Annotated in this window: 22 protein-coding genes and 1 riboswitch; of the genes, 15 read left to right on the top strand and 7 right to left on the bottom strand. The window is 41.0% G+C overall.

Translation table 11 applies throughout. The features are described 5' to 3' along the window. On the top strand, window positions 1-2,718 hold a 2,718-nt coding region (locus ADA55_RS29005), incomplete at its 5' end, for an SH3 domain-containing protein (protein ID WP_048690114.1). A gap of 45 nt (window positions 2,719-2,763) precedes the next feature. On the opposite strand, the gene ADA55_RS27655 is transcribed toward ADA55_RS29005, so the two are convergent. Continuing rightward, a complete protein-coding gene (locus tag ADA55_RS27655; protein ID WP_048690112.1) occupies window positions 2,764-3,198 on the bottom strand; it encodes an Rrf2 family transcriptional regulator in 435 nt (144 codons plus the stop codon). Between the two features lie 313 nt (window positions 3,199-3,511). On the opposite strand from ADA55_RS27655, the gene ADA55_RS27650 reads away from it, so the two are divergent. The 7 genes from ADA55_RS27650 (at window position 3,512) to ADA55_RS27620 (ending at window position 12,843) form a co-directional block, all read left to right on the top strand. Continuing rightward, complete coding sequence (locus ADA55_RS27650; protein ID WP_048690110.1) at window positions 3,512-4,204, top strand: DsbA family protein; 693 nt, start codon at window positions 3,512-3,514, stop codon at window positions 4,202-4,204. A 2-nt stretch (window positions 4,205-4,206) separates the two neighbouring features. Further along, a complete protein-coding gene (locus ADA55_RS27645) occupies window positions 4,207-4,617 on the top strand; it encodes a disulfide oxidoreductase (protein WP_048690108.1) in 411 nt (136 codons plus the stop codon). Between the two features lie 326 nt (window positions 4,618-4,943). After that, on the top strand, window positions 4,944-5,585 hold the full coding sequence (locus tag ADA55_RS27640) for an NAD(P)-dependent oxidoreductase (RefSeq protein WP_048690105.1): 642 nt from the start codon (window positions 4,944-4,946) through the stop codon (window positions 5,583-5,585). A gap of 403 nt (window positions 5,586-5,988) precedes the next feature. Then, a complete protein-coding gene (gene galU / locus ADA55_RS27635; protein WP_048690103.1) occupies window positions 5,989-6,876 on the top strand; it encodes a UTP--glucose-1-phosphate uridylyltransferase GalU in 888 nt (295 codons plus the stop codon). 137 nt (window positions 6,877-7,013) lie between these two features. Beyond that, on the top strand, window positions 7,014-10,616 hold the full coding sequence (locus tag ADA55_RS27630) for a CDP-glycerol glycerophosphotransferase family protein (RefSeq protein WP_048690100.1): 3,603 nt from the start codon (window positions 7,014-7,016) through the stop codon (window positions 10,614-10,616). Between the two features lie 93 nt (window positions 10,617-10,709). Further along, on the top strand, window positions 10,710-11,681 hold the full coding sequence (gene galE, locus ADA55_RS27625) for a UDP-glucose 4-epimerase GalE (RefSeq protein WP_048690098.1): 972 nt from the start codon (window positions 10,710-10,712) through the stop codon (window positions 11,679-11,681). Between the two features lie 271 nt (window positions 11,682-11,952). Further along, the gene (locus tag ADA55_RS27620) at window positions 11,953-12,843 is read left to right on the top strand and encodes a PhzF family phenazine biosynthesis protein (protein ID WP_048690094.1); all 891 of its coding nucleotides are present in this window, start codon (window positions 11,953-11,955) and stop codon (window positions 12,841-12,843) included. Between the two features lie 125 nt (window positions 12,844-12,968). Here the strand turns inward: ADA55_RS27620 and ADA55_RS27615 are convergent, their stop codons facing one another. After that, window positions 12,969-13,688 carry a pentapeptide repeat-containing protein gene (locus ADA55_RS27615; RefSeq protein ID WP_048690091.1) on the bottom strand — a complete coding sequence of 240 codons (720 nt, stop codon included), beginning with the start codon at window positions 13,686-13,688 and terminating at the stop codon, window positions 12,969-12,971. A gap of 16 nt (window positions 13,689-13,704) precedes the next feature. Then, a complete protein-coding gene (locus ADA55_RS27610) occupies window positions 13,705-13,983 on the bottom strand; it encodes a PadR family transcriptional regulator (RefSeq protein ID WP_373689808.1) in 279 nt (92 codons plus the stop codon). 278 nt (window positions 13,984-14,261) lie between these two features. Between ADA55_RS27610 and ADA55_RS27605 the strand changes: the two genes are divergently transcribed. The 3 genes from ADA55_RS27605 (at window position 14,262) to ADA55_RS27595 (ending at window position 17,116) form a co-directional block, all read left to right on the top strand. Further along, window positions 14,262-14,882, top strand: coding sequence for a class I SAM-dependent methyltransferase (locus ADA55_RS27605; protein ID WP_048690118.1), 621 nt, complete (start codon window positions 14,262-14,264; stop codon window positions 14,880-14,882). Between the two features lie 342 nt (window positions 14,883-15,224). Beyond that, the gene (locus tag ADA55_RS27600) at window positions 15,225-15,926 is read left to right on the top strand and encodes a class I SAM-dependent methyltransferase (protein WP_048690115.1); all 702 of its coding nucleotides are present in this window, start codon (window positions 15,225-15,227) and stop codon (window positions 15,924-15,926) included. A gap of 356 nt (window positions 15,927-16,282) precedes the next feature. After that, window positions 16,283-17,116 (top strand): STAS domain-containing protein, encoded by an 834-nt coding sequence (locus ADA55_RS27595; protein ID WP_048690085.1) that lies wholly within the window; start codon window positions 16,283-16,285, stop codon window positions 17,114-17,116. Window positions 17,117-17,237: 121 nt separating this feature from the next. Here the strand turns inward: ADA55_RS27595 and ADA55_RS27590 are convergent, their stop codons facing one another. Together ADA55_RS27590 and ADA55_RS27585 are read right to left on the bottom strand one after the other, a co-directional pair. Then, the gene (locus ADA55_RS27590) at window positions 17,238-17,894 is read right to left on the bottom strand and encodes a potassium channel family protein (protein WP_034310793.1); all 657 of its coding nucleotides are present in this window, start codon (window positions 17,892-17,894) and stop codon (window positions 17,238-17,240) included. 23 nt (window positions 17,895-17,917) lie between these two features. Beyond that, on the bottom strand, window positions 17,918-19,264 hold the full coding sequence (locus ADA55_RS27585) for a TrkH family potassium uptake protein (protein WP_181151566.1): 1,347 nt from the start codon (window positions 19,262-19,264) through the stop codon (window positions 17,918-17,920). A gap of 138 nt (window positions 19,265-19,402) precedes the next feature. Then, window positions 19,403-19,545, bottom strand: a riboswitch (cyclic di-AMP (ydaO/yuaA leader). A gap of 329 nt (window positions 19,546-19,874) precedes the next feature. Between ADA55_RS27585 and ADA55_RS27580 the strand changes: the two genes are divergently transcribed. Beyond that, window positions 19,875-20,066 carry a hypothetical protein gene (locus tag ADA55_RS27580; RefSeq protein ID WP_034310797.1) on the top strand — a complete coding sequence of 64 codons (192 nt, stop codon included), beginning with the start codon at window positions 19,875-19,877 and terminating at the stop codon, window positions 20,064-20,066. Window positions 20,067-20,412: 346 nt separating this feature from the next. Next, window positions 20,413-21,672: an MFS transporter gene (locus tag ADA55_RS27575; RefSeq protein ID WP_048690078.1), complete on the top strand. Its 1,260-nt coding sequence runs from the start codon at window positions 20,413-20,415 to the stop codon at window positions 21,670-21,672. Between the two features lie 40 nt (window positions 21,673-21,712). On the opposite strand, the gene ADA55_RS27570 is transcribed toward ADA55_RS27575, so the two are convergent. After that, a complete protein-coding gene (locus tag ADA55_RS27570; protein ID WP_048690075.1) occupies window positions 21,713-22,312 on the bottom strand; it encodes a TetR/AcrR family transcriptional regulator in 600 nt (199 codons plus the stop codon). A gap of 118 nt (window positions 22,313-22,430) precedes the next feature. On the opposite strand from ADA55_RS27570, the gene ADA55_RS27565 reads away from it, so the two are divergent. Continuing rightward, a complete protein-coding gene (locus ADA55_RS27565; RefSeq protein WP_048690072.1) occupies window positions 22,431-23,156 on the top strand; it encodes an ABC transporter ATP-binding protein in 726 nt (241 codons plus the stop codon). After that, window positions 23,153-24,169: an ABC transporter permease gene (locus tag ADA55_RS27560; protein WP_048690069.1), complete on the top strand. Its 1,017-nt coding sequence runs from the start codon at window positions 23,153-23,155 to the stop codon at window positions 24,167-24,169. The genes ADA55_RS27565 and ADA55_RS27560 overlap by 4 nt, the downstream gene beginning before the upstream one ends. A gap of 94 nt (window positions 24,170-24,263) precedes the next feature. Here the strand turns inward: ADA55_RS27560 and ADA55_RS27555 are convergent. Beyond that, window positions 24,264-24,517, bottom strand: a 254-nt coding sequence (locus tag ADA55_RS27555) for a GNAT family N-acetyltransferase (RefSeq protein WP_048690066.1), incomplete at its 5' end; no start/stop codon positions are given.

The following is a 24,517-nucleotide window of genomic DNA, read 5'->3' as shown; positions in this document are numbered from 1 at the left end:
ATGCGAAAAAGCGGGAGTGATAGTGCCAGCATAGTCGCAAAGCTGACAAGGGGCACACAGGTGACGGTGTATTCGGAATCCAAAGGCTGGGCTAAGGTCAAGGCCAATGGAAAAGAAGGATATGTCAGCACGAAGTATCTATCGGCAACGAAGCCTGGAACAGTGACCAAAGCTGCGGCAACGGTTAAAACGATAACGAAATATGTGAATGTGAGCACAGGTTCACTTAATATGCGAAAAAGCGGGAGTGATAGTGCCAGCATAGTCGCAAAGCTGACAAGAGGCACACAGGTAACGGTCTATTCGGAATCCAAAGGCTGGGCGAAAATCAAAGCCAATGGAAAGGATGGATATGTCAGCACGAAGTATCTATCGGCCACGAAGCCTGGAACAGTGACCAAAGCTGCGGCAACGGGTAAAACGACAACGAAATATGTGAATGTGAGCACGGGATCACTCAATATGCGAAAAAGTGGAAAAGCTACCGCAAGCATAGTGGCCATCCTTTCAAAAGGGACGAAAGTGACGGTGTACTCGGAATCAAATGGCTGGGCGAAAATCAAAGCCAATGGAAAGGATGGATATGTCAACACCAAATATCTGTCTGCTTCTAAGCCGGGATCGGGATCAACGGCAGCCACACCTGTAAAAACGACGACGAAATATGTAAACGTGAGCACGGGATCACTCAATATGCGAAAAAGTGGAAAAGCTACCGCAAGCATAGTCGCCATCCTTTCAAAAGGAACGAAAGTGACGGTGTATTCGGAATCCAATGGCTGGGCGAAAGTCAAAGCCAATGGAAAGGACGGATATGTCAGCACGAAATATCTATCTGCTACAAAGCCAGGAACGGGATCAACGGCAGTCACGCCTGAAAAAACGACGACGAAATATGTAAACGTGAGCTCTGGAACGCTCAATATGAGAAAAAGCGGATCGGAAAGCGCGAGCATAGTCGCAAAGCTGTCAAAAGGAACGAAAGTGACGGTGTATTCGGAATCCAAAGGCTGGGCGAAGATCAAAGCCAATGGAAAAGACGGCCATGTCAGTACCAAATATCTATCGACATCAAAACCAGGAACGGGATCAGTCACGCCTGAAAAAACGACGACGAAATATGTAAACGTAAGCTCTGGAACGCTCAATATGAGAAAAAGCGGATCGGAAAGCGCGAGCATAGTCGCAAAGCTGTCAAAAGGAACGGAAGTGACGGTCTATTCGGAATCCAAAGGCTGGGCGAAAATCAAGGCAAATGGGAAGGATGGGTATGTCAGTACTGACTATCTAACGACGATAAAGCCTGGAACGAACTCCAAACCATCCATATCTGAAAAAACGACAACCAAATATGTAAATGTCAGCTCGGGTTCACTGAATATGCGGAATAAGCCGTCGGATAGTGCTTCCGTCATTGTGAAACTGGCAAGGGGTGTAGAGGTGGAAGTCATCTCGGAATCAAATGGCTGGTCAAAAATTAAAGCGTATGGCGGAGAAGGTTATGTCAGTACGAAATATCTATCAGCAACGAAGCCAGGTTCTGTACCGGGACTGAATCCAGATGGAGAAGCAAACACATTATTTAAATATGTAAATGTAAGTGATGGCTCGAGTCTGAATATGCGGTCTGCGGCATCGGCTACCGCTTCAATTATAGCCAAGCTTGTAAATAATACGGCCGTAACGGTGTATTCAGAGTCTAATGGCTGGTCAAGAGTCACGGCCAATGGAAAAACCGGATATGTCAGTACGCAATATTTAACGGCCAAAGCACCGGAAGGTCCGGGAAGCTCGAATGGATCGGTAATCAGGATCGATAAAGAGTATAATCTTACGATGGAAAAGATGGTTGAAGTTCAAATGGCCGTAAACGGGCAGACGGATAAGAAGTATAAAACCTACATACGTGAAGATGGATTAACTTTAATCAATTCAACAAAAGGCACCGTTAGAGGAACTGGATGGCGTGTCAGGGGCGGAGCTGGATCGAATTATTGGGCAGTCGGTCCTGTAAGCAATAATCAATCATTGACTATTAAATCAAAAGTAAGGGGCTCTGACGGATACTATTGGTATGAGGTGGACTATAACAAGACATGGGTAAATGCCAGTCCCGAAGATATGGAATATAATCTTAACCCAAATAATTTCGTGAATGATCCAGTCCGTTCATTCCAATTCGTCAAGCTCTCCCAAGTCACTAACATGAACGTTTCTGAGGTGAATAATAGAATCCTTTCAGGCAAAGGGATACTGCAAGGCAAAGCGGCAACCTTCACTGCGGCAGGGGAAAAATACGGGGTCAATGAAATCTACCTGATTTCACATGCTTTGCTGGAGACCGGGAATGGCACTTCACCATTAGCGACTGGCGTAAAGGTGAACGGGAAAACGGTCTATAATATGTATGGAGTCGGGGCGTTTGACGGAACGGCGCTAAGCAGCGGCGCTCAATACGCCTATAATGCAGGCTGGTTCACCCCGGAAGCGGCCATCATAGGCGGTGCTGAATTCATCGCCAAAGGATATATCTCTGCTGGACAGGACACGCTTTATAAAATGAGGTGGAACCCTACAGCTGCAGAGAAATATGGATATGCATCACACCAGTATGCGACTGATATTGGCTGGGCAACAAAACAAGTGAAGCAGATTTATAATTTATATAGTTTATTAGATTCGTATAAATTGACGATTGAGGTTCCTAAGTATAAATAAAGGAACAGGAAAAAACACATGAGTCCGGCTCATGTGTTTTTTTTGCTACTCAGTTTTATCCTTTTCCAGAATCCCCTTGACGACATCCTCGATCGTCACCACTCCCAACGCCTTTTCCAAGGCAAGTTCAGCAACTGAAAAGATGGGCTCTATTGTATCTTGTATATTTCTTCCAACAGTGCATGCTGGATTAGGATTTTCATGAATTCCAAATAATTCTTTATCGGAGACAACGTTGACAGCGTGATAAACATCGAGCAAAGTGATATCCGACAATTCCTTGGCCAATGTCGCTCCGGCGATACCCGGCCGAACATTCACTAAACCTGCATTCTTCAGCATGCCAGTGATTTTTCTGATTAAGGCTGGGTTGGTGTTTACACTTTTGGCAATAAAATCGGAAGTGTTAACGCCTTCTTTGTTTATTTCTAAAAGAGATAATATATGGATTCCTACGGAAAAGCGGGTACTGATGGACATCTCTTTTTTCTCTCCTTTAAAATCTCTATTCCTATATAGTATAAATTATTTAACATGTAATTCAAGTGGTTACAAGTTATAATGACCTGCAAGAATAATATTTATCCATTAACCGTTTCCTTGTCAAGTCACGCCGTTGCTGCAAAGGCAAAAATAAAAGGTATGTGTAATTGACAAACAAGCATGGTGAAACTTATATTATAACGTGTAAATGAATCAGTTACAGGTGAAAGGTGCAGGAAGGGGGAACTGAAATCGGCCGCCATGGCTGGATAAGAAATATCGACACAACTACAAGTGATGGAGGTATATGATGGCTAATAAAAAAAAGGGTAATCAAAAACAATCTTCAGCATTCACGTTTTGGATCATCGGGTTAATCGCTGTAATCATTATTGGCTTTATATTTTTAGCAAATGGGAAAAAAGACGAAGATACAGCCGTTAATGAAATCGATTATAAATCACAACCTTATTTGGGAGAAAAATCGGCTCCTGTCCAAATAGTGGAATTTGGGGATTATAAATGTCCAGTCTGTAAGACATTCGAGGAGCAATTCTTCCCTTCTATACAAAGTGAATTGATTGATACAGGAAAAGCGCAATTTTATTTCATGAATTATTCGTTCATTAACGTCGATTCAACCAGATCCGCTAAATTCGCGGAAAGTGTTTATCAGGAATTAGGCAATGAGACTTTTTGGGAATTTCATGAGCTTTTGTTCGATAAGCAGCCAGCTGACCTGAAATATGAAAAGCAAGATGTCTTTACGGACAAATTCTTAGAAGAAACATTGAAAGAAATCGCAAATGACAAAGAAGTTAAAAAAGTCGTTACCTCTTTTAAAGCCAAAAAGTCCGAGGACCAATGGAACAAGGATATGGAGTTGGCCGACGAATTAGGTGTTACTGGAACACCTTCCTTATTCGTCAATGGCAAGAAGTTTGAAGGAAATACAATCGATGATTTAGTGAAAATGGTTGATGATGCAGCGAAGGAGAAATAGTGATGAACAAGCCACTATTACTTTCTTGGATCCTGTCCATCATCGCCACTGCCGGAAGTCTCTACTTTAGTGAGATTCTCCATTATGTACCCTGCACCTTTTGTTGGTACCAAAGGATCCTGATGTACCCGCTCGTCATCTTATTGGGCCGGGCCTTTTATGAACAGGACCTGAAAATCTATCGATACATCCTCCCATTATCGATTTTGGGCATGGCGGTGTCAGGGTATCACTATAGTCTGCAAAAAATTCCAGCACTACAGCATTTCGAAATGTGCCAAAGCGGGGTTCCCTGCTCAGGTGAGTATATAAATTGGCTAGGATTCATCACGATCCCGTTTTTGTCCTTCATCGCCTTTACGCTCATCACAATCTGCATGGCACTGCTAATGAAAAAGAAAATCAGCATGTAATCAAGCGCACCATTCTAAAAGGAATGGTGCGTTTTTATATATATCGGATGAAAAATCAGGATATAACATCAAAAATCGGACTATATCGACGAAAATCAGCAATATATCATCAAAAATCGGATTATATCGGCGAAAAACAGGATATATCATCGAAAATCGGATTATATCTGCGAAAAACAGCAATATATCAGCGAAATCTGAATTATATCGACGAAACACCTCTAAATAATAAAGTTGACAAAACGTTAACTTGTAACTTATATTGTTACATGTAAGTAATTTAGTTACAACTAATATTTCAAAACAATATATAGGAGGAATGTAAAATGAAAATCGGTATTATTGGTGCGAGCGGAAAAGCTGGAAGTCTGATTTTAAAGGAAGCATTGACTAGGGGACATGAAGTTACGGCCATTGTCAGGGATGAAGCTAAAGTCCAAATTCAAGGAGCTTCCGTACTGGAAAAAGACGTATTCGATTTGAAAGCAGAAGATATTAAAGAATTCGATGTTGTAGTGAATGCGTTTGGCGCTGCTCCGGGGAAAGAACATCTGCATGTGGATGCAGGAAAAAACTTGATTGAAGCAATGAAAGGGGCTCCACAAACGAAACTGATCGTTGTTGGAGGAGCTGGAAGTCTTTTTGTTGACGAAGCAAAAACGATCCGTGTCCTGGATACGCCTGATTTTCCTAAAGAATATTTTGCAACAGCGTATAATCAATCCAAGAACCTTGGAGATCTGCAAAACTCCACTGATATCCAATGGACGTTCATCAGTCCTTCCGCCTTCTTTGATCCGGAAGGAAATAGAACAGGTGGGTATAAACTGGGTAAAGACAACCTTCTTGTAAACTCAAAGGGCGAAAGCTATGTAAGTTATGCCGATTTTGCCCTTGCAGTACTTGATGAAATTGAAAATCCGCAGCACATCAACCAGCGCTTTACCGTTGTTGCCGAAGCTGAATAATTTAGTGACGTCTCTCCTCTGGGGTGACGTTTTTTTACGATAGAAACTTCTGAATCGGCGCAGACTCGCCAAGGAAGACCGTTGATGTATATTTCATCGCTGATGAGGATCAAAGAGCCGACGGTGGGCACCGATAGGGAAGAAGCCGAGTAATAGAAATTGAAGCAGGTGAGATGATCAATAATTGATAAGTCTTTAGATCTATTAGCTGTGAGTAAGAAAATAAGGCCTTTTCCTTAAGAATCGGGGAAAGGCCTTAAATATTTTGGTTGCGCTTACAAATGAAGGAATTTTTTCTGTTAATATATTTACAAAAAACGAGTCTATGTTACTATGAAAAGGATGATTCAGAAAAAATTGGGGAGTTTTGTTGATTTATCCTAATATGAAGGAGTTACAAAGAATGAAAAAAGTTAAAAAGGCCATTATACCTGCAGCGGGATTGGGAACCAGATTCTTGCCCGCAACGAAGGCTATGCCTAAAGAAATGCTGCCAATAGTCGATAAACCAACTATACAATATATTATAGAAGAAGCCGTGAAAGCGGGTATTGAAGATATAATCATTGTCACAGGAAAGAATAAACGAGCGATAGAAGATCATTTTGATAATGCGTACGAACTAGAGAATAACTTGATTGAAAAAGGGAAATTCGATTTATTGGAGAAGGTGAGATACCCATCCAATTTGGCTAATATCCATTACATTAGGCAAAAAGAACCGAGAGGCCTCGGACATGCTGTTTGGTGTGCACGTAACTTTATTGGTGATGAGCCATTTGCCGTCCTTTTAGGCGATGATATCGTGGAAAGCGATGTGCCCTCCCTGCGTCAATTGATCAACGAATATGATGCGACAGGTTCGTCCATCATTGGTGTGCAGCCGGTGAATGAGAGTGAAACACATAGATATGGCATCATCGACCCGCTTACGCAAGAGGGCAGGAGATACGAAGTGAACCGTTTCGTCGAAAAACCAAAACAAGGAACGGCACCATCCAACTTAGCCATAATGGGAAGATACATACTGACTCCGGAAATATTCGACTTCCTGGCCAAGCAGGAAACAGGGGCTGGCGGTGAAATCCAGTTAACGGATGCCATCCAAAAACTGAATGAAATCCAAAGTGTCTTCGCTTATGACTTTGAAGGAAAACGCTATGATGTCGGAGTTGTCGATGGCTTTGTGAAAACGACAATTGAATTTGCCCTGCAACGTCCCGATTTAAGAGACGACATTTTAAAAGTAATGGAAAATATCCTCGAAATGCACAAGGCAGTGGATAAGTGATCTTTTAAATTAATAGAGTAATTAGTTTAGAAAAAATCTCCAACTATTGATCATTCATAGTTGTTATTTTTGGTTACTGAAATGCAAACATAATTTTGAATGGTGAATATAAATCCATAAAAGGGGATGCCTATTTAGTGAATAAGAAGGTAATAAAAAGAAAAGTCGATTTCCTTAAACAACCTATCGTTCATTTCCTATTAAAGGAAAATCATCAGCGTGTAAATAGATATGCAAAGTATTATGAGAAATTAAGCATTCAAAAAAACACCATTCTATATGAGAGCCGTGATGGAAACAGTATGACCGACAGTCCATACGCGATGTTTAAATATATGCTGGAAAATCAGGACTACCAAGATTTTATGCACATTTGGTCAATCCAGGATTTCAGTGTACTCTCAGGTGTAATGGCGAAGTATAAGGATATGCCGAATGTTCAATTTGTTCAACGTAATTCAAAGGAATATTTAAAGTGGTTGGCAACAAGTGAGTATTTAATCAATAATTCCACATTCCAGTCTTTCTTCATCCCTAAAAGCGATCAGATTTACATCAATACCTGGCATGGTACGCCCCTTAAGAATATGGGCTTTGATATACCCGGTAACCCTTCGGTCTCTCAAAACGTTGTCAGGAACTTCTTGAGTGCAGATTTCATTTTGAGCCCTAATGCCCATACTACCAACATATTTACACATAGCTATAAGTTAAATGGATTGTATAAAGGTGAAATAATAGAAGAAGGATATCCGAGGATCGATTTGACTCTGAATACGAATCCGGGGGAGTATAAGGATTATTTAAGGACCCTGGGTTTGAATATCAGTGATGCTAAGGAAAATATTTTATATGCCCCGACTTGGAAGGGGACGAACCTTGCCAAGGTGGATAATGATCTTCTTCAAATCATTGCTGATATTCATTATTTACAAAGTCAAATCGGTGAACAATATAACCTATTAATTAAGGTGCATCCATTTCTATATAAAGAAGCGGCCAAGCATTCGGAAATCAAGGATCGGCTAATACCAGACCATGTGGATACAAATGAATTGCTTGCTGCAGTCGATTTGCTTATCACGGATTATTCCAGCATTTTCTTTGATTACCTTGTTACCGATAAGCCCATTCTATTTTACACTTGGGATACGGACGTTTATGCAGAGCAAAGGGGACAATATCTCCAAAATGACGAACTTCCGGGACCCATGCTTTTTAACTCAAAAGAATTGGCGCTAGCCATTAAAGATATTAAAGATGTGGAATTGAGATATTCCGATAAATATAAAAAAATGCAGGAAAAGTTCACGAACCATGAGGATGGAAAAGTAACAGAGAGAATAGTCAAAAATATATTCAATAAGTCTACGAAACAACTAAACACAATTACCGGGCTGGATACGGCAAAGGAAAAAATATTAATTTATCCGGGCGGTTTGAGGGATAACGGGATTACATCTTCTTTCCTTAACTTAATGAATAATATTGATTATGATAAATATGATGTCAGCTGTTTCACGGCCACTCCTCACTCATACGAGGTTTTGAAAAATATGGGCAAGGTTAATAAGAATGTGCGTTTTCTATTCAAACCTGGCTTGCCTGTTTATAACATATTGGAAGTCTATAAAGATAAATTCATCCATAACAGAGGGGAAAGAGGTTTCTTAGGGAAGAAGCTTTACCCGGAAAATGCCTATATTAGAGAGCATGCTCGTTTATTCGGCAAAACAAAGTTTGATTTTGTTATCGATTTTAGCGGTTATAGCCATTATTGGGCTAAATATCTGCTGGCGGCGGATGCAAAAAAGAAAGTTTGTTATATGCATAATGATTTGCTTTCTGATAGTGAACGCATCATTAACGGAAAGAGACCTCACCGGATTAATCTAAGAGGGATTTTTTCGGTATACAATCGATTTGATAAACTGGTAAGCGTGTCTGAGGGAACGATGGAATTAAACCGAAATAATCTATTGGAGTATGCAGACTTCGATAAATTTGATTATGTAATGAATTCCATCAACCCAGATAAAATCCTTCAAATCGAGTCAAATGAGCCTGAAGGTAGTGAAAATGATGAAAAGGCGATGATCACAGAAAACTTCAAAGCGAGGGCGATTTTAAGGGATGTCAAGGATAATCCTGTTTGGAATACCCTTCCGGGACTTTCGAATGCCGCTCAAATTCCATTGGAAGAACGATTTGAAGGTGCTGAAATCGTGATTTCGAGGAAAGCCTATGCTGATCAAAAGACTTTTTATAAATTAAGTCATGACAATCAAATAATAGGCTGGATTGGTGAAGAAGCTGTGGAGCTTCTGCCAGACAGCATTATTTATGAAAAAGAAGTGGATAAAATTGCAAGGTTAGTAAGACCACGATCGAACTATATTTGGTCCTTGCCGTATAAAGTTGAAGGAACGTACAAAGTTTCCGGCAGTCATGATTTTAAAGGGATCATTGTAAAAGTCGATAGGGAAGCAAAAACCCAGCATTCGATTTATAGCAGAATATCAGTAAAAGACAAGATCATAGGCTGGATAGATAATTCTGCTTTATCCGTGCTTGAACATTGTACAATCAATGAAGACATGAGCTATAATGACAAGCTGCAAATCATGATGAAAAGAAAATATATAATATCGAGAAACTATAAAAACAATAAAAAGTTCATCGATAAGATCGAGAATAGAACGCTGAAGGAAATAAACACCGGTAATCAAAAGTACGGTAAAATAACCAACCCGGAAGATCATACAATCTGGACGAAGGCATATCCGAACTACAAGGCTAAAAGAGTGAGCAAGGCAATCGATTTTGAAGGGCAAATCGTCAGAATCATCAAGTATAATAGAACAAACAAAGGCGGCTATTACCTTTTCGAAATCGATAATAAGAAAATAGGCTGGTTAAATACGGGGGCATTCGAAATCATAGAAGAGCCAATCCTGTTAAAAGAACGGGAAGTGCGTGGCACTGCCGAAATTAACTTAGGCGATTATCATATATGGGATAAGCCTTATGGGCTGCAAGATGCCATGGTCTTGGAAAATGGGCCAACCTTTAATGGCCGGATCGTTGAATTCGATAAAGAAGCGGTTACTCAACTTGGTACGTATGCCCATATATCATTGGATGGGGTATCTATAGGCTGGATCGATAAACAGGCGTTAATCGTACAAGAGGTCCATGGGTTGGAAGTGAATGATCAATTCGTTCCATATCCTGATAAAAATGATTTTAACTTTGTCAATATGGGAAGGTTATCACCTGAAAAAGGGCAAGATAATTTGATTCGTGCATTCGCAGGCTTTCATGGGAAACACAAAAATAGTAAACTGTATATTTTAGGACAAGGACCTTTAAAGGAAGATTTGCAGGCAATCATTGATGAACTGGACTTAAATCATTCCATTCATCTTTTGGGTCAGCTTGAAAATCCATTTTCGTTCATGGAAAAATGTGATTGCTTCGTTCTTTCCTCACATTATGAAGGCCAGCCTATGGTATTATTGGAGGCAATGACCTTAGGAATGAAAATCATGGCTACTGATATAGTGGCTAACCGGACCGTTTTGGAAAACGGTAAATATGGTTTGCTTGTCGAAAATAGCATAGATGGACTGGAAAAGGGCTTATCTACCATGGTTAGTGATGATAATCCTAAACTAGCGAAGTTTGATTACACCCAATATAATGGATTGGCCATGGAAACCTTCAATAAATGCTTATAAAACGAGGGAGGTCCTTATAATCAGACCTCCCACTAATGACATATGCGAGATTTAAAGATTCATTCAAGCTTAAAGTAAAAGGGGTAATACTATATGATTTTGGTCGTTGGCGGTGCAGGATATATTGGAAGTCATCTTGTAAAAGAGTTAGTGAAAACTGAAGAGGTTGTCATTCTGGATAATCTCTCAACTGGATTTCGTTCGCTGGTTGATTCGAAGGCCACCTTGGTGGAAGGGAATTTAGGGGACGAAGCGGTCTTGAATGAAATTTTCCTTAAGTATCCGATTAAAGCGGTCATGCACTTTGCCGCTAATAGCTTGGTCGGGGAGTCTGTTCAAGATCCTTATAAATACTATGATAATAATGTAGGTGCAACTCTTACATTATTGAATACCATGCTCAAGCATGATGTTAAGAATTTCATTTTTTCATCAACGGCAGCTACGTACGGGATACCAAATGTGGATATGATTGATGAAGATCAGCCAACGAATCCGATTAACCCATATGGCCGCTCGAAATTGATGGTGGAACAGATCTTAGGGGACTTTGCAAAGGCATATGGACTTCATTATGTCGTCTTGCGTTACTTCAATGCGGCTGGAGCACATGCGTCAGCAGAAATCGGTGAAAGCCATGATCCGGAAACACACCTGATTCCAATCATTTTACAGCATTTATTAGGTCAACGTGAGAAGATTTCCGTGTTTGGTACGGACTATGACACAGAAGATGGCACATGCATTCGTGATTATATCCATGTAACGGATTTAGCCCAAGCTCATATAATCGCGCTTCAAGCCCTATTATCCGGGAAGAAAGATACGGCCATCTACAACCTTGGGAATGGAAAAGGATTTTCGGTTAAGGATGTAATCGACACTTGCGAAAAAGTCACAGGAGTTAAACCGACAGTTGAGTATGCAGACCGTCGCCCTGGAGATCCAGCCCGCCTGGTTGCTTCGGCCAATAAGATATATGAAGAACTTGGTTGGAAAGCATCGATAAATTTGGAAGAAATCATTGAAAGTGCGTGGAAATGGCATAAATCTCAAATGAATTAATGGTCCCTTGGGACTCGATAGTCATTTCAGGCTGTAGACAAACTCGAAGGAAAACGAGTTTGCCTGCAGTTTTTTTATTTGAAGAAGTTGCAGGTGATTGGAACGTAGGTACGAGACTCCTGCGAGAAAAGTGTGGCCGAGTAATTGTATAATAGTCAGAAAATAAAATCAATGGTTGTTTCACTTACTATAGGACGAAAAAGGGATATGGATAGAGATATAGAATTACTATTAAATAGAAGCACCATTCATTTAATAGGAGATGTTAGATTTGAAAACGGTAAGGGTTTTTCATTACGATGCGTTCAGCAGTAAACCGAATAAAGGAAATCCGGCAGGTGTGGTTTTAGATGCGGATGGACTGACCGAAAAGGAAATGCAGGATATAGCGATGAAGGTGGGGTTCAATGAAACCTCTTTTCCAATGGATTCCGATATTGCCGATCTTAGAATCCGTTATTTTACACCGGGACACGAAATGAATCTTTGCGGACACGCGACAATGGCTACCATCCATGCACTGAAGACCAGGGGATTATTGGATAAAGATGAGCTGATGATTGAAACAGGAGCGGGAATATTGCCAATCAAGATCCATACGACGGCGGGTCCTGATATATATATTACGATGAAGCAGGCCGCGCCGCAGTTTGAAGCGTTTAACGGAGATAAAGGTGGCTTAGCCAGTTCCCTCGGCCTTGATATAGAAGATCTGGAAAGTGAATTACCTATTGTTTATGGAAGTACAGGTTTATGGACTTTACTGGTTCCGGTAAAAGAAAGAAGTTCATTTAAAAGGATGAAGGCCAACAATAGCCTGTTTCCGCAATTATTAAAGGAAATGCCAAGAGCTTCCGTTCATCCCTTTTGCCTGGAAACGTACGATAGTGATGCCCATATGCATGCCCGGCATTTTTCCTCGCCCTATTCAGGTACGCTTGAAGACCCGGTTACAGGAACGGCTTCAGGTGTGATGGGCGCTTATTATGCAAAATACATAAAGGATGATCTTGAAGATGAGGTGCATTTGTTAATCGAACAGGGGCATGAAATCGGAAAGGATGGCAGAGTTCGCATTACAGCTACCAAGAACGATGGCACATATGATATTGAAATCACCGGCAATGCTGTCTACGTTAAAGAATTTGAAGTGGAAGTCTAAAGGTTCATACTGAGATATAAGTCTGAAAAAGTATATGGAAAAAACCCTGTGCTAAGACGTTACGTGTCTTAGCACAGGGTTCTTGTAAATCTGAAAAACGGGGTGGATGCGACAATCGCTGTCCTTTAGATGAGGGTCACGCCGCTAAGATCAACCTTTGCTCCATGTAAAAAGTTGTAAGTGAGTTTATCCATCGAAGCTCCAGTAAAGTCGATTTTCTTTAAATCGGACATCCGAAATTGAACATTGATGAGGGTGGTATCGCGGAATGATGCCTTTCTCAATGAAGAGCCTTCGAAAATGGTTTGTTTGAAAGTTTCCCCATCGAATATAAGACCAGATAAATTACAGCTTTTAAAATGGGTTTTATTATAAATGCTGTTCTTGAAAGTTACGCCTTTTAAATTGGCACTTTTAAATAAGGTGCCAGTTAAATTGGCGTTTTCGAAGATGCAATGATCTAAGTTACTGTTTTTAAATGTGCTGTTCGTCAGGTCGGAATGACTGAAGTCAGAACGGCTTAAATCGCAGGAATTGAACTTCCCATCATGGACCGAAACCGAGCGGAAGTCGGAATCCAATAAGCGATGCCTGGAATAGTCCATGCTTATCGCCTGCTCAAGCACATTGTATTGTAAGTTGAGGGATTCCATGAGCTCTGATACCTCCCCAATCGAATCAACAGTCAGCTTGAACGCTTCCTGTTCACTGGCACCATTCCTTCTATGGTCATCGTATTTTTCCAGTAAGTTTTGCAGCAGTTCTTCTTCCAATTCCGTTGCTGTTTTTGCACTTTTGTACGGGGCAAAAATGCCATGAACATGTGCATTCAGTTTTTCAATCAAATTTCATCTTCCCTTCTTAGAGAAGGCGCTCAAGTATTCGCTTGGCCTGCTCCCAGTCATTTTTATTTTGGATATATGTGTTTTCCCCGATTGTGGTGATTTTGTAATATTTCCTTCTTCCGCCTTGTGTGGCATCTCCCCAATAAGAGATGATGCATCCATCCTTTTCCAGCCGTTTCAGGCTGGAATACATCGTCGCTTCCTTAATTTCATATTGCTCATTGGAATTCGTATATATCAGTTTGCTGATTTCATAACCATATTTATCGCCACTTTGCAGGAGTTTTAGAATCATCGTATCTACATGTCCGCGAAGCAAGTCAGAGGATAGTTGTCGTTGAACCAAATCCTCACCTCCTTTGGTATATCTTATAGTATATTACTATGACAGTCAATGTAGTTTGGTTACTATGGATCATACAGATTTGGAGGGTTTATGAAAAGAAACATGCCAATTTTAGTGAATTACTGCATCGCATATACTTTTTAATTGTACTAATTTTCCAGAGATAATAACCGCTTGGAAGGAATTTATCATGTTTCATGGAAGATGTATGTAAGGGGGTGGGGATGTTGAATAATTCGTGGAATAAAGTGATTTATAAATTTTGGTCGCCGGTTTATGACAAAATCTTCAACTCTCATCTCTTTTTAGATGCCAGGAAAAGACTGTTTGAAGAGATGGATTTTCATGATCATGCAAAGGTCCTGTTTGTGGGAGTAGGTACGGGGGCCGATTTGGAGTTGATCAAAAACCTTGACCTTGAGATAACGGCAATAGACCTGTCGGCGGATATGCTAAAAAAAGCGATGGGGAAATTTGATGATGCATCGATCAGTTTCCTCGAGATGGATGCACAGCACATGGAATTCGCTAATGAATCGTTTGACTATGTAGTGGGAAGTTTGGTTCTTTCCGTCGTACCTGATGCCAATGAATGTCTTCGGGAAATGATCAGGGTTGTAAAAGGCGAGGGGAAAATAATACTATTCGATAAGTTTATTTCTAAAGATGAACGGCTTTCAGTGCCCAAAAAGCTTCTGAGGCCGATCATTCGATTTTTAGGAACGGATATTGGCTTGAGGTTTGAAGACTTGTTCAGTGGACATGAGAAGAATATGGAAATTGAAGAAGATCGGCCGATCATGCTGAATGGAATGTATAGAAAGATAATCATCAGTAAACGGTTGTGAGGACATCAGGATACCACATAGAGCTGAGTTTTATTTTTTTTAAACTAAACCGGATACGCTGTAAAGAACATGTAATATTTGACATGCATGTATAAAACCCATGTCTTCCCTAACGTGGTTAATGAGCTGATCATCCGGTTATTGAGTAAGAATGGGTCATATCATCAGAAGGCAGTTTGCATGCATCATTGATACCTTTAAATTCCAGTGAGCATTATATAACAACAAGGTCCACTGGTGTCTGAACGTCATATGTAACGTATTTTTGATGCGGCTGTTACAGAGGCACTGGGCGAAATGAGTATAATTAAATGGTGGGATAAAATGGAAGAGGTGATGGTTTTGTCGGAGACGATTACAACCTATGAAGATCTGTTGAACATGCTGGACTCATTATTGCGTGAACCAACTGGATTCTGGAATGGTTTTTATGAAGATCGCACAAAAGGGGTTCCCTTTTTCGGAAATTTCCCTGATGAGAATTTGGTTTCATATTTTGATGGTGGGTTAATTGGGCCAGGGAAGGTTCTTGAGCTTGGATGCGGACCTGGCAGAAATGCCATTTACCTTGCTCAAAAGGGCTGTTCCGTTGATGCGGTGGACCTTTCGAAGGAAGCCCTTGAATGGGGAAAAGAACGGGCAGGAGATAAAAATGTCCAAGTGAACTTCATTCAAGGGAATATATTTGATTTGGATATTGCAAAAGGGCAATATGACTTCGTATATGATTCAGGTTGTTTTCACCATATTGCTCCACATCGAAGGATGAAATATTTGGAGATGGTGAAAAAGGCGTTAAGGCCTAAGGGGTTGTATTCGATCACTTGTTTTGTCGAAGGCGGCATATTGGGTGGTTCAGATATTTCAGATTGGGAAGTATATAGGCAAAGAAGCCTTAAAGGCGGTTTAGGTTTTACCGAAGAAAAACTCAGAATGATCTTCAAGGAATTCGAAGTGGTGGAAATACGGAAAATGAAGAAAATGGAACAATCGGATGAAACCTTTGGGGTGCAAGGTTTATGGACGGCTTTATTTAGGAAATGAGAAGGCGAAATGGTTTTAAACGGAGGATCTGGGATCAGGTCCTTTTTTGTGTGGGAATTGTTAACAAAAAATAAAAATGGTAAACTATAACAAAACTATGAAGTTTTGGGAACGCAGATTTACCAGAATGATAGATGAAGGCTTTTGCTGATCTTTTTTTAAAAAACATGGTTTCAAAAACAGCTGGGAAGGTATATGGAAAGAGGGGGCCATCAGGCATCAGAGAGCATAAGGTTTTAAGTATGGAAGTTGTCTTCGATGCTTGCTTTGTTGATAATATTTCAATTCCCTGACAATGCCGTTTTCAGCGCTAGATTTTTCGATTGCTTTTTATAAAAACTAAATAGGAGGAGTTTATGCACGTAAATAAAGAATTATATTCCTTTTTATTGGGTGTGGCAGCACAATTGACTGAGGATTGGTACGCATCATTGAATAAGAGTGATATTGCGGGTGTATATAGCTCAACCGATCCCAAAGTGATTAAAAAACTTAAGCAGCAAAATAATGAATTCCATTTACGTTTCTTTCAGGTTTTTGATACAGAGGAGAGGGAATTCTTTAAGCAGCTTGGTGATTGGATTGAAGAAATCGGTCAGGATGAGCAGCATTTAAACACACCCATTTATTTTATATTGAGGGAGTTTTTCCGTACGCAAGAGCAATACCTGGATTATATTGACCGGTTTGTGAAATTGCATGGAGATCAATATACACAGGAGGAAATAAACTCCTGGTATCGGATAGTGGTGAAGGTATTCAGTGAAGTGATGGAGAGGTTTACGGAAGCGAATCATAGGTATGCCAATAAAATCATGAAAGCCCAACAGGCAACGATCGATGAATTGAGCACACCCATCATTTCCCTTAAAGATAACACGGCATTGCTTCCCCTGATAGGCGATATTGACACGACGAGGGGCATGTCCTTGCTTGAAAACACCTTACAAAAGTGCGCTGAAAAAAATGTCACCAGACTTTTCATTGACCTATCCGGCGTTCATGCAATAGATAGCGGATCCGCACACAAGCTGTCTCAATTGATTGAATCCTTGCATTTGATCGGAATTCAAACAACCCTTTCAGGACTTCGGCCGGAAATAGCCATGACTGCCGTTAAGCTTCAACTTCCTTTTGATAAAGTGACGATAAAGTCCACTCTTGCCCAAGCGATCAGTACGATAAAATAATACATACATATCCAGGGCACGGGCATGTTCGTTATAAATTTCATCGAGAAGACCTCCATATGGCGGTCTTCTCGTATGTATTAGCCTCAAAATAGGAGCAAGGGCCGGAACCTGCCGGATTTTATTCAATATTGGCAAAGACGGCCAGATCTTCTTTATTGCCAACCACTAAAAGCATATCTTTTTCATGGATATCCTGATCCGGTGACGGTGCTATGATAATTTCTCCATTACTCACGATGGCAATGACGCTGATATTATATTTTGCCCGTAAATCAAGCTCCCTGAGGCTTTTTCCCTTCATGCTCATGGGGAGGATGATTTCCTCGATATTGTATTCTTTAGAAAGCTCTATATAGTTCAGCATGTTAGGGGAAAGGAGCTGATTCGCGACCCGTTCCCCCATATCCCTCTCAGGATAGATGACCCAGTCGGCACCGACTTTTGTGAGCACCTGACCGTGATTTTTATTAAGTGCTTTGGCAATGACCTTTTTGATCCCAAGCTCTTTTAAAAGCAAGGTAGTTAAAATGCTCGATTGCATGTCATTTCCGATGGCTACGATGACACAATCGAAATTACGGATTCCGATTGCTTTCAATGTCTCTTCTTCGGTCGTATCCGCCATGACTGCATGGGTAACGTTCAGTTCCGCATTCTCGACTCTTTCCTCGTTCACATCAATACCCAAAACCTCTTGGCCTGCCGTATATAATCTATGGGCCACACTGGTTCCAAATCTGCCTAAACCTATCACGGCGTATTGTCGTTTTCCCATCTTTTACACTCCTTCATTGATTATTAACCAATCATGATTTTCCCTTTTGGACGTCGGAACGGATCTGGCTTGCGCCTCATGGCGATAGCAAAGGCCAAAGTCAAAGGGCCAACACGGCCTGCAAACATCGTGAAAATGATGAGCAGCCGGCCAACCGGTGATAATTCTGGGGTCAAACCCATTGAAAGCCCCACGGTGGCAAAAGCTGAAGTGGCTTCGAACAAAATCATCAAAAAGTCAGTTCCGCTTTCAGTGATTGTCAGCAGAATGGAGATGATTGAAACCATGAATACACCAATGAACGTAACGGATAATGCTTTAAAGATCGTTTCACTCACGATGCGGTGGCGGAACAAGACCACATCACCCTTTCCCTTGATCTGTGACCAAACCGTTCCGACAAGCGTGGCCAATGTAGTCGTTTTAATCCCGCCGCCAGTCGATCCGGGTGAAGCCCCAACGAACATCAAGAAGATGATGAGCAGTAATGTAGGCTGGGTCAAATCAGGGATATTCAACGTATTGGAGCCTGCCGTCCTTGGTGAAACCGATTGAAATAAAGACGATAACGTTTTACCCATGAAAGATAAAGGCTGCAATGTCTTGGCGTTACCGAACTCGAATAAAAAGATTAAAATTGCACCTGTGATTGTAAGGATCAAGCTAGTCATCAGAACCACCTTCGTATGTACGGATAAACGATGGGTGTCACGATATTCGTATAGTTCATTCATCACGATAAAGCCTATCCCGCCAAACGTGATGAGGAAGACGACGGTAAGGGTTACGAAGGGATCGGATACATATGGGGTCAAGCTCCTGAATTCACCCATTAAATCAAAGCCGGCATTATTGAAATTCGAGATGGAATGAAAAACCCCGTAATAGATCGCTTTGCCGGTTGGCATGTCAAAAGAAAAGCGAATCGATAAGATAAGGGCACCCACACCTTCAATGATGGCCGTGAAAATTAAAAGCCGTTTCACTAATCTGACTACACCCGCCATGGATAGATTATTTAAGGACTCCTGCAAGAGTAACCTGCCTTTTAAGGAAATCTTTTTGCCTAGAAGGAAAAAGAAAAACGTCGCAAATGACATGAACCCTAATCCGCCTATCTGAATCAGTGTTAAGATGACCAACTCACCAAAAGTGGTGAAAGTCGATCCCGTATCCACTACGACAAGCCCTGTTACACAAGTAGCGGATGTTGCGGTGAATAAAGCATCCAGAAAAGAAAGACCATTCCCACTTTCAGTGGAAATCGGCAGGGTCAATAAATAGGACCCGATAAGTATCAGGATGACAAAGCCGAGTACAAGTATTTTTGGCGGATCTAACAAATTTTTTGCTTTTATCAAATTGATCATCCCTACTGTATGACTTTTAATCAACAATCTGCTTTTCGAATCTTTTTAAAAGCATAATAAAAAGACCTGCGAAAACATCGTATAGCTGTATTGCCACAAAAAGCGTGCAAAAAAAGCTTCCGAAATAGGCGGTCTTATGACCTCCTTCGCTTTAGCCGACGAAGTTAGCTGACGGGTAGGATGGCGAAAGAGCTGATCTCATCCCTTCTGCAAGGCAGAATTAACCCCAAATGATTGGGTCCTCCGTACTCATTTACCATGAGTTTTGGCCGAAATGCATTAAATTGATAAACGTATTCTACTCCCATCATTTAGCAGTTGTAAACCCCTAAATCATAAAAATATATTTCTTTAACAAAACTGAAAATTTACGTTTTATTTACATTTAGAAAACGTATTGACAAATATTAGTTAGCACATTATGATAGGTTCGATTAATCCAATTATGATAACCGGCATCGATGTACTTTATTCAATAATTTCAAGCAGAACATGCTATTGCCAATCAAAATTTGTAGTAGATATATTATGTTTCTTTTGTAAAAGATAAAGAAAAAAGCAGTACATTATTAGTTAAATTCAATACATTTTATTAAAAAGGCGGGCAATTATGGAGAAGACGTTCAATAGATATGTTATTAATGCTACAGGCAAGGGTGGCCAAACATATTTAACACAATGCCAGGATAAAGATGCACTAAGGAAATGGATAGCCGATCATGAGGATCAAATCATCATGAATGAATTAAGGATAACGGATAAGAAAAAGAATCCGTTTTTAAAATTGTTTTCCCCAAGGTAAATCAACTGATTCCAACATTCATTTGCGGTATTCAATTATTGTAATTCCCTGTGTTCTATCCAGGAACGCTGAGCGAAAAATCCATATCTTGTTTTGCTTTTAAACTCATTTATTTTGAATGAGTTTTTTTGCGTTATATACAGTTTTGGACCGAAAATGTTAAAATTTAGTAATACCAATATGGACGTAGAGAAGAGAAAAGTAAAATGAAATGATCACTTTCCGAGAGCAGCCGAGGATTGTTGGGGATGTATGGTGACACATGAAGGTGGCATCAAATTGATCCGTCCCGAGACGGATTGCTTGGGGACGGGGTTTTATATGTACGGACAAAGGGGGAGAAGCGATGACATTAAGAAATGCATTGGTATCCTGGAAATACCCTTCCATTCTTTTGTGCGGAATAGGTATCTCCAACTTCGGTTCTTGGGTTTATTTCATTGCCCTTAATTTAATCGTTCTGGATATGACTGATTCAGCCTTGGCGGTAGCTGGACTTTATATCGTTAAACCGATGGCTGCCATATTTACGAATGTGTGGGCAGGGAGCGTGATCGACCGGATAAATAAGCGGAACCTGATGGCGGCACTTGACCTATTTCGCACGGTATTCATAGTCTTGCTGCCTTTGACTTCTTCTATTTGGGTCATGTATTCCCTTGTCTTCGTGATCAATATGGCAGGGGCCATGTTCGGAACAGCATCTAGGTCATATATAACAAAATTAATACCCATTGAACAGAGGAAACGATTTAATTCATTACGAAGCTTAATGGATTCTGGAGCTTTTTTGATTGGACCGGCGCTAGCGGGTATCCTTTTCTTGATCGGTACTCCCGTTTTAGCGATTTATATTAACGCGGCTGCCTTATTGTTATCCGGTATCATCACTCTATTCATGCCTAATCTTGAAAAGGATCATCGCCTTGAACAATCCAATCATTACCTGTCTTGGGCCATCATGAAAAAGGATTGGGGCATCGTTCTGGACTTCAGCCGGAAATCTTCCTATATCATGCTCATTTATTTCTTATTCAGCTGCATGGTGGTGATGGAAACGGCCATCGATTCCCAAGAAGCTGCGTTTGCCAAGGCCGTGCTCCTTTTAACGGACAGCGATTACGGATTCCTTGTAAGCGTCGCCGGGGCAGGCATCATTGCTGGTGCCATAGTCAATGCCGTATTCATCAGTAAAGTGAAAATCTCGCACATGATTGGTCTTGGATCTTTATTTGTCTCGATAGGTTATATGATCTTTGCCTTTTCGAATTCCTTTTCACTGGCCGCCATCGGATTTTTCATCATTGCCTTTTCATTGGCTTTTGCCAACACTGGCTTTCAAACCTTTTATCAAAATAATATTCCGGTGGAAATCATGGGCAGGGTCGGAAGTGTTTTTGGCTTGTTAGAAGCTTTATTGATCATCATTACTACCGCAATCGTTGGTGTTTCAGCCCATTTCATTTCGATTCGGTTCGTGGTGATTTCAGGTTCCTTGATCATGTTCGCTTTATCCATATGGTTGTCGATGCTTAGTATGAAGACCTCCAAGAGCAGGTATTATTCCGTTGGTGATGCAGAGATAGAAGCGAAGGAAAAGATGTAATCCGATTTAAAGGCATGTTGATATGCCGTTGATGAATCGTTCATTGGATGAATGTGCGCAATTGGCTGATGAAGTTCAAGATTTGAAAATGGATTTTCGCCATTTCTTCCACCGTTTGTTCTTCACAGTTCTCCAGCCACTCAGTAATCACCCCTAAAATCGCCGATGTCAGGAAGGCGTGCATATACATGCGGAATGCTTCATCTTTAGCTGCTGGATGAAGGCTGATCAAACGCTCCAACAGTACTTCCCCGAAAACCCGTTTTATTTTTTTCGCAAAAGAAGGGTCGCCCTGATCACCAAGAATGGCCCTTAATGCGTGAGCATGTTCACTGATGAATTGAAAAATCGCTATGAAAGGCGGATAAAGTTGCTGTTGATTAAGAGCCAAAAAAGCTTCTTTAGGCAAAATGGCAGTAATGCGGGTTTGAAGTTCATGTAACAATTCCTGCTGTAAGTGATCCATCAATTCATATTTATCTGTGTAGTGCAAATAGAATGTGCCCCGATTAATATTGGCACGCTCTGCAATTTTCTTCACGGATACATGTGAGAACCCCTCTGCTTCAATGAGTGCAATAAAATGATGTTGTATCTGCTTTTTCGTCTTTTGTACCATATCCTCATGAATCGATGCCATGGAATGTCTCCTTCACTAAACATTTTTCCAAATGTGTTGATTGTATTAGACCGAATGCTACCTTAGAATGATGATACACTCAACACCGTGTTAATTAAAGAGGGAGGATGTGTGTGCAATGAAAAAGGCGATTTCCATTGATGGAATTGCTAAGGGTTTTCAGAAGAAGAAGGTCATTCAGCCATTGAGCCTGAATATTGAAAAAGGCGGAATTTTTGGCTTGTTAGGTCCATCCGGATGCGGAAAGACGACCTTGATTAAAATGATTGTCGGATTGATTAAGCCCGATGCGGGTAAAGTCACGGTTCTGGATCATGAAGTGCCAAATGAAGCCCTGTTAATGGATGTCGGCTATATGGCACAGTCCGATGCTTTATATACAGAACTGACGGGAGCTGAAAACCTCGAATTTTTTGCGAAGCTATACCGTTTTTCGAAAAAGGAACGAAGGGAGCGCATTCAATATGCAGCTGAAATCGTACAGCTGACGAATGATTTGAACGTTCGGGTTGCCCATTATTCAGGGGGAATGAAACGCCGTCTTTCACTTGCGGTTGCACTCATCCAAAATCCGGAGATTCTCATTTTGGATGAACCGACAGTAGGAATAGACCCTTTGCTGAAACAATCGATTTGGGAGGAACTTGAGCGTTTAAGGAATGAAGATGATAAGACGGTCATCATCACGACGCATGTGATGGATGAAGCGGAGCGATGCGATAAACTGGCGATGCTGCGTGAAGGTGAAATCATCGCGGCAGGGACCCCTGCAGCTTTAAAAACTCAATTTGCCGCGGAAACGCTTGATGATGTTTTTTTAAGGATTGGAGGCGGCCTAAAATGAGAATTGCCTCTCTTGTTACTCGTATTACCCAGCAGATGCGCCGGGATCGAAGGACGCTCGCTTTATTTTTCCTGGCTCCATTGCTCATTTTAACGCTCATGTATTTTATTTTCGATACAGAGGCAAGTGATTTGAAAATCGTTGTTACAGGCAGTGATGAAACGATCGTTAAAGCATTGAAACAAGCGGATTTTCAAGTCACGGCTGCTGAGGAATTCTCACGGGAAAAGATGATTGAAAAGGATACGGATGGCTGGCTGCATGTTGAAAATGGCAAAATGAAACTCACGCTTTTGAACGACGAACCGACCCGGGCAAAGGCCGTTCAAATGCAAATGATGCAAGGCTTGCAAGGGAATGAAAAAAACACTCCCTCAATTGAGGAGAAATATGTTTACGGAGATGCCAACACAAAGGGTTTTGATACCTTCAGTCCGATGCTCGTCAGCTTTTTCGTTTTCTTCTTTGTATTTTTAATAGCGGGGATTGCGCTTTTGAAGGAGCGTACAAGTGGTACGTTGGAACGGCTGCTTGCCACCCCGATTAAAAGATACGAAATCGTAGCGGGCTATGTGATCGGATATGGCTTATTTGCTCTAATTCAAACCATAATTGTCGTTCTATACGCTGTCAATGTATTGGATATCGTCCTTGTTGGCTCCATTTGGCTCGTTTTACTGACGAATATACTGGTCGCGCTCGTTGCATTATCGCTTGGTACATTACTATCGAGTTTCGCGACATCCGAATTCCAAATGGTACAATTCATTCCGCTGGTCATCGTGCCGCAAGTCTTCTTTACAGGGATTTTCCCATTGGATGGCATGTCAGACTGGCTCCAAAAAATCGGAAAGGTCATGCCTCTCTATTACGCATCGGATGCCATGAACGGCATTATGTACAAAGGTTTCACGTTCAACGAGGTCTTACTGGATCTGCTCATTCTCCTGGCCTTTGCCATCGTTTTTATCACCATCAATATCATTAGCTTAAAAAAATACCGTGCACTATGAAATCAACAACTTAACAAAAGAAGCCGGATTCCTGGAAAGTGAGGAACCGGCTTTTTTTTACTGACATGCTTTTAGTTGAAAGGGATCTAGATACTTACACCTTTTTGACCATGAGCCTTTCGTTGTTATAATCTGATTCGCCATTGAATGCAAAGCCGAATTTCCTATACAAATGAAGGGCAGCCTGATTATCTTCAACTATGCTTAAATAGATTTCAGGACAATCATATTCTTCTATTATTCTTTTTATTAAAGCCTCCAACATGATACTTCCAAGCCCGAAACCCTGATGTGCAGCGTCAATGAAAAAGCGGTCTAACCACACTCTGCCATTTTCGCCTTCCCCAG

It is taken from the genome of Bacillus sp. 220_BSPC (genome assembly GCF_001054655.1).
Classification (GTDB): Bacteria; Bacillota; Bacilli; order Bacillales; family DSM-1321; genus Peribacillus; species Peribacillus frigoritolerans.
The sequence above is the reverse complement of the archived record's forward strand: the minus strand, read 5'-3'. Positions and strand labels throughout refer to the sequence as shown.